Annotated in this window: 14 protein-coding genes; 3 read left to right on the top strand and 11 right to left on the bottom strand. The window is 34.2% G+C overall.

The window, feature by feature from the left end; all coding sequences use genetic code 11:
* Window positions 1-442: 442 nt before the first annotated feature.
* Window positions 443-2,503: a M13 family metallopeptidase gene (locus NJT12_RS00245; RefSeq protein WP_271333916.1), complete on the top strand. Its 2,061-nt coding sequence runs from the start codon at window positions 443-445 to the stop codon at window positions 2,501-2,503.
* Between the two features lie 54 nt (window positions 2,504-2,557).
* On the opposite strand, the gene NJT12_RS00250 is transcribed toward NJT12_RS00245, so the two are convergent.
* The 3 genes from NJT12_RS00250 to hemB form a co-directional block, all read right to left on the bottom strand.
* Window positions 2,558-3,007, bottom strand: coding sequence for a GyrI-like domain-containing protein (locus NJT12_RS00250; RefSeq protein ID WP_271333917.1), 450 nt, complete (start codon window positions 3,005-3,007; stop codon window positions 2,558-2,560).
* Window positions 3,008-3,080: 73 nt separating this feature from the next.
* Window positions 3,081-3,482 carry a c-type cytochrome gene (locus NJT12_RS00255; protein ID WP_271333918.1) on the bottom strand — a complete coding sequence of 134 codons (402 nt, stop codon included), beginning with the start codon at window positions 3,480-3,482 and terminating at the stop codon, window positions 3,081-3,083.
* A gap of 2 nt (window positions 3,483-3,484) precedes the next feature.
* Window positions 3,485-4,477 (bottom strand): porphobilinogen synthase, encoded by a 993-nt coding sequence (hemB, locus tag NJT12_RS00260; protein ID WP_271333919.1) that lies wholly within the window; start codon window positions 4,475-4,477, stop codon window positions 3,485-3,487.
* 318 nt (window positions 4,478-4,795) lie between these two features.
* Between hemB and NJT12_RS00265 the strand changes: the two genes are divergently transcribed.
* The gene (locus NJT12_RS00265) at window positions 4,796-5,428 is read left to right on the top strand and encodes a hypothetical protein (RefSeq protein ID WP_271333920.1); all 633 of its coding nucleotides are present in this window, start codon (window positions 4,796-4,798) and stop codon (window positions 5,426-5,428) included.
* Between the two features lie 3 nt (window positions 5,429-5,431).
* Window positions 5,432-7,231 (top strand): hypothetical protein, encoded by a 1,800-nt coding sequence (locus tag NJT12_RS00270; RefSeq protein ID WP_271333921.1) that lies wholly within the window; start codon window positions 5,432-5,434, stop codon window positions 7,229-7,231.
* Window positions 7,232-7,304: 73 nt separating this feature from the next.
* Here the strand turns inward: NJT12_RS00270 and NJT12_RS00275 are convergent, their stop codons facing one another.
* The 8 genes from NJT12_RS00275 to hemE form a co-directional block, all read right to left on the bottom strand.
* Complete coding sequence (locus tag NJT12_RS00275; RefSeq protein WP_271333922.1) at window positions 7,305-8,207, bottom strand: fructose bisphosphate aldolase; 903 nt, start codon at window positions 8,205-8,207, stop codon at window positions 7,305-7,307.
* Window positions 8,208-8,258: 51 nt separating this feature from the next.
* On the bottom strand, window positions 8,259-9,200 hold the full coding sequence (locus tag NJT12_RS00280) for a DUF4421 family protein (protein WP_271333923.1): 942 nt from the start codon (window positions 9,198-9,200) through the stop codon (window positions 8,259-8,261).
* Window positions 9,201-9,287: 87 nt separating this feature from the next.
* A complete protein-coding gene (gene hemF, locus NJT12_RS00285; RefSeq protein ID WP_271333924.1) occupies window positions 9,288-10,190 on the bottom strand; it encodes an oxygen-dependent coproporphyrinogen oxidase in 903 nt (300 codons plus the stop codon).
* 4 nt (window positions 10,191-10,194) lie between these two features.
* Window positions 10,195-10,620, bottom strand: a complete 426-nt coding sequence (locus tag NJT12_RS00290; protein ID WP_271333925.1) for a hypothetical protein — start codon at window positions 10,618-10,620, stop codon at window positions 10,195-10,197.
* Between the two features lie 15 nt (window positions 10,621-10,635).
* Entirely contained in the window at window positions 10,636-11,187 is a 552-nt protein-coding gene (locus NJT12_RS00295; RefSeq protein ID WP_271333926.1) for a GNAT family N-acetyltransferase, read from the bottom strand.
* Window positions 11,188-11,189: 2 nt separating this feature from the next.
* The gene (locus NJT12_RS00300) at window positions 11,190-11,567 is read right to left on the bottom strand and encodes a hypothetical protein (RefSeq protein ID WP_271333927.1); all 378 of its coding nucleotides are present in this window, start codon (window positions 11,565-11,567) and stop codon (window positions 11,190-11,192) included.
* Window positions 11,568-11,570: 3 nt separating this feature from the next.
* Entirely contained in the window at window positions 11,571-12,269 is a 699-nt protein-coding gene (locus NJT12_RS00305) for a hypothetical protein (RefSeq protein WP_271333928.1), read from the bottom strand.
* A 77-nt stretch (window positions 12,270-12,346) separates the two neighbouring features.
* Entirely contained in the window at window positions 12,347-13,372 is a 1,026-nt protein-coding gene (hemE, locus tag NJT12_RS00310) for a uroporphyrinogen decarboxylase (protein WP_271333929.1), read from the bottom strand.
* Between the last annotated feature and the right edge of the window lie 78 nt (window positions 13,373-13,450).

Raw genomic sequence — 13,450 nt, forward strand, 5'->3', positions numbered from 1 at the left:
ATTACATTTTTTGACATAAACAAATATTTATTTTAAACACCTCTTAAAACTGATTTTTTCACTTCTTAAAAACGGGTTATTACGGCAGTTTTACCGTTGTTTACAGTCTATTAGTGCTAAATGATACTTCGTAGCTGTAATGGCTTTTTAAATCACTTTTAAATGATACTTAAATGATACTTAATGGTAACAAATGTACATTTGAATTATTCACAAAAAAAACTCCCACATTACTGTGAGAGCCTTATTTTATTGGACTTTTCGACCTTTTTTGGTTGTAGTGGTATTGTTTATTTTAATTTAGGGCCTATAGATTTACTTTTTTTTTAATTACAGACTATAAATTATCTCAGAAATCACGAAATTAATTAGTGAGGAATTTTAACATAGAATTCAAAATAATAACAATATGTTTGTATATATACTAATACTATAAATAAAAATGATAAAACAGCTTAACAAATCTATGTTTTGTGCATTTTCAGCAATGCTTTGTTGCGTAACAATCGAAGCACAAAATGCAAAACCAAAAGAACCGGGTATTAATCTTGCTAATATGGATACGAAAGTAAGTCCGGGACAGGATTTTTTCCGTTATGTAAATGGAGCTTGGTTAGACAAAACCGAAATTCCAAGTGACAGAAATTCCTGGGGAAGTTTTAATGAACTACGTCAGAAGACAGATAATGATGCACTTGCCATCTTAAAAGAAGCATCAAAAGATCCTAAGTACAAGTCGAATACAGACCAGGGTAAAGCAATTGCTTTGTTCAATACGATTATGGATACTGTAGGGCGTAACAAAAGAGGTATTACAGAACTTCAGCCGTATTTGAAGAAAATTGATGCGATTAAAAATGTTACCGATCTTCAAAATTTCTTTGTCGAAATGCAGCCTCAGGGCGGTATTGGTTTCTTTGGTGTTTATGTTGGTGCTGATGCAAAAAACAGTAATAAAAACTCTGTAAATGTAACCCCTGGAGGTTTAGGATTGTCAGACAAAGATTACTACAACGCTGATGATAAAGACTCAAAAGAAAAACGTGAAAAATACGAAGTACACGTTGCAAGAATGTTACAGTTTATTGGAGAATCTCCGGCAAAAGCAAAAGAAAGTGCTAAACAAATCTTAGCGCTTGAAGTTGAATTGTCTGCTCCAAGATTGGATCGTGTTGAACGCAGAGACCGTAGAAAACAATATAATCCAACTGCTGTTGCTGATTTAAAAAAGAATACACCTTCGATTCAATGGGATAAATATTTCGCCGGAATCGGAATGACAAAATTAGATACCGTAAATGTAGCGCAGCCACGTTATATGATTGCTTTAGAAAAAACATTTTCTGAAAAGAAAGTACAAGCATGGAAAGAGTATTTGAAATGGTCTATATTGAACAGAACGGCTTCAACTTTGACTACTGATATCGAAAATGCTAATTTCGATTTCTACGGAAAAACATTAACAGGAGCGTTAAAACAACGTCCTCGTGAAGAAGTAGCCTTGCAGGTAATCAACGGTCCAACCGGAGAAGCTTTAGGAAAATTGTACGTAGAGAAATTATTTCCTGCTGAAGCAAAAGACAAAGCAAAAAATATGATCGCTAATGTAATGTTAGCTTACGAAAACAGAATCAATGCATTGCCTTGGATGTCTGCAGAGACTAAAGTAAAAGCAATTGAAAAATTGAAGAAACTGACCATTAAAATTGGATATCCTGATAAATGGAAAGATTATTCTAAACTAGAACTTAAAAATGTTAACGAAGGTGGAACTTATTTTGAGAATTCTAAGAATATCTCAAAATGGGCTTATGCCGAAAATCTTGCTAAATTGGGCAAGCCGGTTGATAAAACAGAATGGGGAATGTCTCCACAAACTGTAAATGCTTATTTCAATCCGTCTTATAACGAGATTGTTTTCCCGGCAGCAATTCTACAACCTCCTTTCTACAATTATCAAGCTGACGAAGCGGTTAATTATGGTGGAATTGGAGCTGTAATCGGACATGAGATTTCTCACGGATTTGATGATTCTGGTGCACGCTACAATGCTGATGGAAATCTTGTTGACTGGTGGACTGCTGATGATTTGAAACAATTTACAACGCTTGGTACTAAACTTGCTGATCAATATAGTGCTTTGGAGCCTTTGCCTGGAATACACGTAGATGGTAAATTTACTTTAGGGGAAAACATTGGTGATTTAGGTGGAATTAACGCTGCTTACGATGGATTACAGTTGTATTTGAAAGCAAATGGTAATCCGGGATTAATCGACGGATTTACGCCGGAACAACGCTTCTTTATTTCGTGGGCTACTGTCTGGAGAACTAAATCAAGAGATGAGGCTATAAAAAGCCAGGTTAAAACGGATCCGCATTCACCTGGAATGTACAGAGCAGTTGTGCCAATCCAGAACGTAGATGCTTTTTATCAAGCTTTTGGAATCAAAAAAGGAGATGCAATGTATGTTGAACCTGATAAGAGAGTTAAAATCTGGTAATATCAAACCATAAAAAAACGGCGCTAATTTTAGCGCCGTTTTCGTTTTTATGTGTTATTGAATTGCGATATAAATAGCAACTTCTGCATTTTTTGGGTCTTGGGTTTTCTCTCCGTAAACTTCAAAATCTGCTGTAAAACTGCGATCTAAATCTGAGTTCCAGATTTCGAGCCATTTATTATAAACAACTCCTTCAGACAAATTTCCTTTAGCAATAAGTTCTTCATATTCTGCTGACTCAATTGTTTTGCCAATCATGTTTTCAGGTATGAAATCTAAACTTTCAACTTTACATCCTAAAATAGTGGTGTATGGCTGGGTGTGATCTTTTTCATAATCTGTATAAATGCAAAAGAGCTCTTCTGAAATTTTACCCGGAATTTTATACTGAATTTCTTCAGTGATAAATTTGTTCCAAAGCGCAGGAATATCTTCTGCTGATTTACCGTTTTCATTTGTAGTTCTTACCGAAATACCAATTACACTGAATTTTTGAATTTTCATTTTACTTCATTTTGGTTAAGCCGCAAATTTAAAATGATCCAATGACAACAGTATGTCAGCAGGAATTACAAAATTAGTTTAAATGACTGTAGATATACGATTCAATTGCTTTTAGCTCTTCATCAGACATGGCTTTCGTGATAGGGAAATTAGTTTTCATAACTGCAAATTGATCCGGATCAACGATTGGATCTGCATTTCCTTTCAGGAAAGTTACAATATCACCTTTTTTGTCTTTATAAATTTTAGCAATTTCCTTAATACTTGGGCCAATTACTTTTTGATCAGCCTGATGACATGAAGCGCAATTTCCTTGTCCTTCAAAAATTTGTTTTCCTAAGGCTTCCGGAGTTTTGGCTTCTGCCGAATGTCCTTCAGTATAATTTTCTGTTCCATTTTCAACAGGATGCTCTGTTGCTTCTTTTTTACAAGAAGCCAAAGCTAAAACAGCGGATAAGAATAATACTTTTTTCATGATTATTTATTTAAAAGTAAAGCAGCTTCCTTAGCAAAATAAGTAGAGATAATACTGGCACCTGCACGCTTAATGCAATACAGTTGCTCTATCATGATTTTGTCATGATCTAACCATCCTCTTTCTGCTGCGGCCTTTACCATAGCGTACTCACCAGATACCTGATAAACTGCAACAGGCACATGAACAGTATCTTTTATCTCGCGAACAATGTCTAAATAAGCAATTCCCGGTTTTACCATAACGATATCAGCACCTTCTTCAACATCTAATAAAGCTTCACGAATTCCTTCAATTCGGTTCGCATAATCCATTTGGTATGTCTTTTTATCTTTTGGGATATTTTGAGAATCTACCGGAGCAGAATCTAAAGCATCACGAAAAGGGCCATAAAATGCCGAAGCATATTTAGCACTATAACTCATGATTCCCACATTGTGATGTCCGTTTTCTTCCAGCGCTTTTCTGATCGCCAGAACACGTCCGTCCATCATATCACTTGGCGCAACAAAATCAGCTCCTGCTTGAGCATGACTTAAACTCATTCTGGTCAAAGCATCAACAGTAGCATCATTAATTAACTGACCGTTTTCGATAATTCCGTCATGACCATAAATCGAGTAAGGATCTAAAGCTACATCCGGCATAACAATCATTTCCGGAACAGCATCTTTAATAGCACGAATAGTCTGTTGCATCAAACCATCTTTATTCCAGGCTTCAACACCTTTATTATCTTTAAGACTGTCGCTTACTTTTACATAAATATTTACCGCTTTGATTCCTAAATCCCAAGCTTCTTTTACTTCTTTGATGGTGTTGTCTAAGGAATGTCTGTAAATTCCCGGCATTGACGGAATAGCGACTTTTACATCTTTTCCTTCGGCAACAAACATTGGAAGCATAAAATCTTGTGGGCTCAAACTTGTTTCACGAACTAAAGAACGAATAGATTCATTAGTTCTTAAACGGCGGTTTCTTTGTAATGGGAACATAATTCTAGATTTTAGATTTTAGACTTCAGATTAATCTGATTTTTCCTAAATACAGATTGATTAATCTTTGTTTCTAAAATGCTGTTGTTTTTTCTTTTTTTGAAGATTCTTTACTTTTTTTATAAGTGTTGCAAAGTTAAAGAAAAATCAACAGAATAAGGCGATTAGCAAATAGTAGAATCCGTTAATATTATCTAAAAATTTGCAAATATTAAATTTCGCGCTAGCTTTGCAAATTCAGGAAAAATCTTATTTTTTAATAATTAAATTGAGGTGGATTCTACTATGGTTTTTAAAAAATAGAATTAAATTTGCCCAATGAAGAAAATTCTCGCATTATGCTGTTGTTTACTTTTGACAAGTTGTTTCGAAATAACAGAACGAATCAAACATCACGATGATCAGAGTGGCGAGTATACACTGATGGTTGACTTTTCGAAATCGTGGTTCAAAACAAAATCAGCGATTTGGCTTGAAGAAGTCGATGGTGTAAAAATCCCGAACGAACAGGAAATTTCTAAAAAACTCGAAGATTTCAAAGTAAAAGCTTTAAAAATTGACGGTATTACAAACGTGACGACAAAGACTGATTTTGAAAATTACGTTTTCATCATCAAACTCAATTATGCCAGTATCAAAGCACTCAACGCCGTTGTCAATACAATAAACAATCAAAGCGATCAGATTCATTTTGCAAGTACTGCTAAAAACTTCGAAAGAATTGCCTCGTATCCAATTCCCGAAAAGCTGATAAAAGATCCTAAGAAAAAACAAGATCTTGAAGCCGCTAATATTATTGCCATTTATACTTTCGATAAAGACGTACGGTCCGTGCAAAATCCGAACAGTAAAATTTCACAAAACAAAAAGACCGTATTTTTAAAGCAAAGCATGTACAGTGTGCTTAAAAAATCGGCATTAATGAACAATACAATCCAATTAACACTCTGATTTATGAAGAAGTTTTATACTTTCATTTTATTATTCGCCATGCATTTGACTTTTGGTCAAACCAATCAAAAACAATACGATTATTTTGTGCAGTTTAACGGAAACCAGCTTTCTAAAAAAGTAAATATTGCTGATATTCTGAATCATCCGCTTATAAGCAAATACAAAGACGGCCCATCCAATCTTGATTTGGCGCAATATGCATCCCTCTTTCAAACAGATCAAAAGTCAACCATTCACGGAAACTTCACAGATAGTATCCCATATTATCAGGTTACTATTCCCATAAAAAATAAAGAAGCTGTTAAACAGTTTTTTATTCATCAGCATACAGATTCAGTTGGACCTCCCATAATTCAGGATTTCGGTAAATATGTTGTTTATACTAAAAAAGATCAAAAAATATCATTTGCCTGGAACGATAATTATCTGGTAATTGTAGAATTTACCAAAAAGTATGTCTCAGACAGATACAAATGGGATACTACTGCAGTAGATTCTGTCTCAGTTGACGAACCTTATGAAGAAATTGCTGTGGGATCAGTAGAATCAAATGATAAAAAAGTAACAGAAAGCGATGATGCTGAAGAAGAAGACGAAGAGGAGTATACCGGAACGTCTAATGCGGATTATGAGAAAGCCAAAGCAGATTTTGATTATTTGCAGGCAGAGCAACAACATCTTTTTATTAAATCATTATTCGAAAATGGTTTTATTGCCCCAAATTCAGATAAAATAAATGCAGCGGCAGATATTTCGTCATGGTTAAATTACAGTTCGGCAATGTCTACTCTAAATTCTTCTTATGGCGCTTTATCGCAGCTTAGCAGTTATAACAAATTTCTACCCATGCAAAATAATTTTGGGAAGCTGGTAAAAGGAATAAACCTTGATTTTTATTTTGACAATGATAATGCACGTATCGAAGAAGTAGTTGAATATTCGCAACCAATGGCTTCAATTGTCGAAAAAATGACGAATAGAAAAATAAATAAAAACATCTTTAATTATTTTCCGGATGAAAAACCATTGGGATATATGTCATATCATCTCAATAGCAAAGCGGTCATTGAAAATTTCCCGTCACTAACGGCTGAATTATTTCAAAGTCCAAAGCTCCTTAAAGAAGATATAACCCTTGTGACTGATTTGATTTCGACAATAATTGATGAAGAAGCCACAGCAACGCTTTTTGATGGGGATTTAAGTATGTTTTTCTATAACATGAAAGAAGCTGAGGTTACAACAAAATCGTACGGTTATGACGAAAATTATGAAGAAACGGTAACCGAGCAAAAAATAAAAAAGAGTATTCCTTTATTTTCAGTCGTTTTTACGTCTACGCATCCTACATTTGGTGATAAACTCATCCAGTTGGGAGTTCGCAAGAAATTATTAGTTCAAAAAGGCGACTATTATCAAATAGCCGGAACTGAAGAATATGGCACACTTTTTATTAAAAAAGACAAAGATGTTGTTGTAGTTGCGAATACGCTTGATTATTTTAATACAGGAAAAGGATCTTTTGCTAAAGAAGCAAAAAATGCCTTAAAGAAAAATTATATCTCCGGAAAACTGAATCTTGCCGGATTAGCGAATGTTTATAACAGTACCGGTGAAACTAGAAAAACTCAGTTGAATAAAATAAAAAGAATAACTCAGCAGTTTAATGATATCACAATTGAATCGCCTAAAAAGCTGATTGATAATAAATTGGTTTTCGGGTTTAAATTAAACGCAGCAAAATCAGATAAAAATATTATTCTACAAACCTTGGATTTAGCTGAAGAATTAAGCAAATAATCTGTAAAAAGGTATAAAGCGAAAATCCCCAAGAGAAGATCTTGGGGATTTTTTTATGGGATTCATCATTAATTTAAGTAATAGAAGCTGTATAAATCTCTTTAATAGTTTTATCCAGTTTAGAGTTAAACTCATCATCAGACTGATTAGCAAAAAGCCCTTCAGACAATGCTCTGGAGAAACTGGCAATTAATCCGTGGTTTTGCGAAAGTTTAAAATTAGCTTCATCCTGGCCATATCCGCCAGACAATGCCACAACACGTACAACATGAGGATCTGACATGAGTTCTTTGTAAAAATCATTTACAGTTGGAATCGACAATTTCAGCATCACCTTTACATCTTTACCAAGCAAAGCAAGTTGTTTTATGATTTCTTCTCTTAGAATTTCTTCTGATTTTTCCTTATCAGCACTATAAATATCCACTTCAGGTTCAATAATCGGAATAAGTCCTTTTTCGAAAACCTGCAAACCTACTGCAAATTGCTGTTCAACGACTTCGCGAATTCCTGCTGCATTGGCTTCTTTGATAACAGAACGCATTTTGGTACCAAAAACATTTCTTGCTACAGCACGTGTCAACAATTCGTCCAGATTAGCAATAGGTTTCATCAACTGAACACCATTTGCAAGATCGGCAAGTCCTTTGTCGACTTTTAGAAAAGGAACGATGTTTTTCTTTTCCCACAAATAATCAGCCGTCCATTCTCCGTCAATTTTGCGGTCCATTGTGTTCTCAAACAAAATAGCGCCCAAAATATACTCACGGTCAAATGCAGGACTTTTAATAATTCGGGTTCTCATTTCATGCACAAGAGTGTACATTTCATCATCATTTGAATAACTGCTTTCTTGTACGCCATATTGCGCTAACGCTTTTGGAGTACTTCCGCCGCTTTGATCTAATGCAGCGATAAAACCTTTCCCCGAGTGCATACGATGTAATTGTGCGATGTATCTTTCTCTATTTTCCATATTATTTATGTTTTAGTTCCGATAACTATCGGCATTAGATTAATTAAATATTTACAAGCCAGTTTTTTGATTTACCTTCTCATAAACTTCTTTCACTTTGTTTGGAGGATCAAATCGATATCCAATATTAAATTTCAAGGTTGATATATTGTCATTCAGTCGGGCTTCTGCCGATTCGTTTTGAAGGAAATTAAGCGTGTTTAAACTCGCAAAAGCAAAGAAACGATCTCTATTGTAAGCAAGCTTTAAATTGAAGTCTAATTGGTACAATGCCGAAACATCTCCGTCGACATCATTAATTCCTGCTCCAACAGCAATTCCGGCGCCAATTAAAACGCGGTCACTGATCACAAAATTGTAAAAATAGGAGGGAGCCAGTGAAAAAACATAAATATCACCGTTTGAAGAATCCGGTTCAGTGTTTAAATTAATATTAGTGTAATAAAAAGAAAAACTCGGAATAAAACTTCCGGAACTCTTCGTTTGCCATTCGTTTTGACTGACCAACGTTTTATAAGAGAAATTATCGTTGAAAATGTATGAAGTTGTTCCGCCAATTTTTGTCGTATGCATTTTAGGTAAAAAAACGTTTACCGCACCTTCACTGATATAAAATCCTTTTTGGTGGATATAAGTAAAAGACTGCATCCATTTTTTATAGTAAAAACGGGTGTTGAAACTAAAAAGTTTAGAGTCTGAGTTGTCTTTGTTTTCGCTAAAGAATTTTGGCGCAAAACCAAAACTGATATCAATAAATTTGTAACTTAAACCAACGCCTAATTGTTCGCGTCGGTTCGGATTAAGGTCCACGTATTTCTTTTGGCCTTCGGAATTAAAACCAATCTCAAAATTGTTAGAGGTATCAAGATAATAAATACTAGCTGTAACCTTATCATCGTAAGATTTAAAATAAGGATTCTGTAGCGTATCTTTTTGGGCAAAACACCCAAAAACACTTCCAAAAAATACTATATAAACCAGATTTAACCTCATTTTGAAATTGTAATTAAAAAAACATCTCTAAATTACGATTTTAAAATGAAGTTCTTATGCAGTAAATAAAAATTTGGGGTAATTGTATTAAATCCAGTCTATAGGATTTTCTAATACATTAACTAATTTCTCTTCGATACTTCCGGTTTCTGCATGATGATCGTAAACCCATTGTACATGAGGCGGCAAACTCATCAAAATACTTTCGATTCTTCCATTCGTCTTTAATCCGAATAAAGTGCCTTTGTCATGAACTAAGTTAAATTCAACATAACGACCACGACGAATTTCCTGCCATGTTCTGTTTTCTGGAGAATATTCCAGATTTTTTCTTCTTTCAACAATTGGCACATACGCTTCAAGGAAACTATTAGCAACTTCGGTTACAAAGTTGTACCAATCTTCCATTGACATTTGCTCATTTGCTTTGCAATAATCAAAGAACAATCCGCCAATTCCGCGGGCTTCGTTTCTATGAGCATTCCAGAAATAAGCATCACATTGTTTTTTATATTTTGGATAAAACTCGGGATTGTGTTTGTCGCAAGCCGTTTTACACGTTTGATGAAAGTGTTTTGCATCTTCTTCAAATAAATAATAAGGCGTTAAATCCTGTCCGCCGCCAAACCATTGTTCGATTACTTTTCCGGATTCGTCGTACATCTCGAAATATCTCCAATTGGCATGAACTGTAGGAGCCATTGGGTTTTTAGGATGCAAAACCAAACTTAATCCGCATGCAAAAAAATCAGCTTCGCCAACGCCAAACATTTTTTGCATGGCTTCCGGTAATTTTCCGTGAACGGCAGAAATGTTTACACCGCCTTTTTCGAAAACATTTCCGTTTTCAATTACGCGCGTTCTTCCCCCACCGCCTTCAGGGCGTTTCCAAAGGTCTTCACGGAATTTTGTAGTTCCGTCAACAGCTTCTAATCCGGCACAAATCTGGTCTTGTAATTTTTGTATGTATGCGTAAAATTTATCTTTCATGTTTTTATTCTTTATTTTCTGGGAAAGTATCATGATATCTGAATGCAACATTCATATCTAATACTATTGTAGTGTCTTTTTTTAAAATTTTTACAAATCTTGAACTTGCTTTTTTTGCTAATGAATCGCCTACTTCAGCTTTTTCCCAAAGTGTTGAATAACCAAATACTTCGCTGAAGTCTTTTAGTTTAAAAGTGGGAGACATTCTATTATCTTTATTTAAGTGTTTTTTTATAATTAATCCTGAAAATTTTTCATCAAACATATCTTTGTACGCGTCTTTACAAATTTTTGCATCGTTTGAAAAATATGAACAGGTACAAAAAAATATTGAAAAAAAGAGCATTACAATAAAACCTTGATATATTGGTTTCAATCTTTCAAAGTTAAAGTCTAAGATAACAGTTAAAAATTTATCAAAAGAAGACATTAATTTTTTTTTAGTTTATCTTTCATTGCTATAATATTCTGATTTGAGAAGGCCAAAATAAACGACATCTTCTAATGTTCCGTCGCTGCTTTTAAATTCTTCGCGCAAAATGCCTTCTTGTTTAAAATTATGTTTTAATGCAATTCGTTGGCTTGCTAAATTAATTTCTGAAGTACAGATAAAAACCTTGTTCATCTTCAATTCGTTGAAACAAAATTCAAGTGCTTTCAAAACCATATTTGATGTAATCCCTTTTCCTTGATAATCTTCGTCAACAAAATAACCTAATTCACATTTTGAAATGCGGTAATCAATTGTTTTTACACACAAATAACCAATTAAAGCATTGGTTTTAATGTCTCTTGCGTAAAAATAAAAACCTTCGTTATTTTTTTCTTTTTCAAGGCTTACAGCAAGAAAATCTTCTGCTTTTTTTAATGAATCAGAATTGGCCAAAGTCACCGGAAAAGTTTTTCCAATATGATTGCTATTCTTTTCGATGAGGTTATAAAATTCCTCAGGAAGAATATCGTTTATCGTTTCTGTTTTCCAATCGGTAAAACTCATCTTTACTTGTTTTTAACTGAAGTAATTTTGGTATTTATACCAAATGAAAAAACCTTGCTTTCCTTTTGAATATATTGGTAAATGGCAAGTGCCTTACCTGAAAAATCAAATTGTTTTTCTTGGGATAGACCAATTAATATATCCGCAAATTCTTCCTGCTGATTCCAATCTAAGTGGCATTGCTGTAACAGAATTATCAGTTCTTCTTCTGGTATTTCGATTGTTCTTTGTAAACTTAAACCAAAGCTTTTTAATTGCTCATCTATAAGAGCTGTATCTTCTGCATTCCAAAATTTAGGGACAAAAATTAAAGCATGCAAAGTTCGTAGAGTATTCTCTATTCTGATACTTTCTTTATCTCTTAGACCTTTGTTGAGCATGATTTATTGTTTTTTATCCGATTTAAAATTCTGATCGTATGTTGTTCTGCTAAATATTAATTTGCTATCCTGAAAAAGATCATTATTTCTATTGCCAATCTTTTTTATAATTCGATAAACAAAATATAAAACCGGTAATGAATAATATATAAAGCCCATACATATAGGTACATAAGGCTTCTCTGTAAATAATCCCCCCGCTTTGATAGTATCAAAATAATGAGATTTTTCTAAAAAATCATCTGTTAATCCTAATTTTGGAATTAACCCATTTCCAAATGATACAGCAAAGATTAGAAAGAAATAAAATATTGCTTTTGTAACAGATTTACCTATTTGCATCGCTCTGACTTCCAGACTCACATCTGAAAAAGCAAATCGCATTCGGTTTAAAACCGTTAACAAATAAATATATAAAATATTTGTATTGATTACAGAATGATTAAAAGCTAATGCAAATAATCCATACATAGGAAAAAATACAAAAAGGGATAATTTTTTAGGCATAACCGCCATAAAAACTCCGGAATGAACCATAATAAATTCAAAAGCCATTAAAATAGCTAAATCATTTATAAGACTTACCGGATGTTGTTCCGGATGCATCCAAACCATCAAAAAAATAGTCGCATAATACGCCTGAAATCCATATTCTACAAAAGAAAATGGCGAGTTTTTAGTGAAGTTTATGTTTGCAAACATCTAACAGGTGGTTTTTTAAGCTTCCAGTCTCAGTTTTTCAGATTTAACTGAGAATGAAAACCGAGACTGGAAACTAGTTAGTTCCCGTATTCCTTAACCGCGTCAATAAACGCTTTAGCATGGTCTACGGGGATATTTGGTAAAATTCCGTGACCTAAATTTACAATATATTTATCTTTTCCGAACTCGTCGATCATTTCGTGAACCATTTTTTTGATTGTTGGAATTGGAGAAAGCAATCTTGAAGGATCAAAATTTCCTTGTAAAGTAATATTTCCACCAGACAAATAACGAGCATTTCTTGGTGAACATGTCCAGTCTACACCCAATGCCGAAGCTCTACTTTTACCCATTTCGCCAAGAGCAAACCAACATCCTTTTCCGAAAACGATAACCGGAGCATGATCTGCCAAAGCTTCAACGATTTGGTTGATGTATTTCCATGAAAACTCCTGATAATCAACCGGAGAAAGCATTCCTCCCCAAGAATCAAAAATCTGAACGGCATCAACTCCCGCTTTTACTTTTTCTTTTAAGTATAAAATAGTAGTATCTGTAATTTTTTGTAATAAAGTATGAGCTGCAGCAGGGTTTGAGAAAGCGAAACCTTTTGCGGTATCAAAACTCTTAGAACCTTTTCCTTCAACCGCATAACAGAAGATTGTCCAAGGAGAACCAGCGAAACCAATTAATGGCACTTCGTCGTTCAGCATTTCTTTAGTCAATTTGATCGCATCCATTACATAACCTAAACTTTCCTGAATGTCCGGAACGTAAACGCGGTGAACATCAGCCAATGAACGAATTGGGTTTGGTAAAAACGGACCAAAATTTTCTTTCATTAAAACTTCGATTCCCATTGCTTGCGGAATTACAAGAATATCCGAGAATAAAATCGCTGCATCAGGTGCAATTCTGCGAATAGGCTGAACAGTAATTTCGGCAGCTAATTCAGGAGTTTGACATCTTGTAAAGAAATCATATTTATCACGCAAAGCGATAAATTCCGGTAAATATCTTCCGGCTTGACGCATCATCCATACTGGCGGACGTTGAACAGTTTCTCCTTTTAATGCTTTTAAAAATAGGTCGTTTTTTAACATTGTTTTTATTGCTTTAGGCTTTAAGCTTTAGGCTTTAAGCTATGTTTAACTATAATTTTTTTGCTTATTGCCTAAGGC

It is taken from the genome of Flavobacterium azizsancarii, assembly GCF_027980145.1.
Taxonomy (GTDB): domain Bacteria; phylum Bacteroidota; class Bacteroidia; order Flavobacteriales; family Flavobacteriaceae; genus Flavobacterium; species Flavobacterium azizsancarii.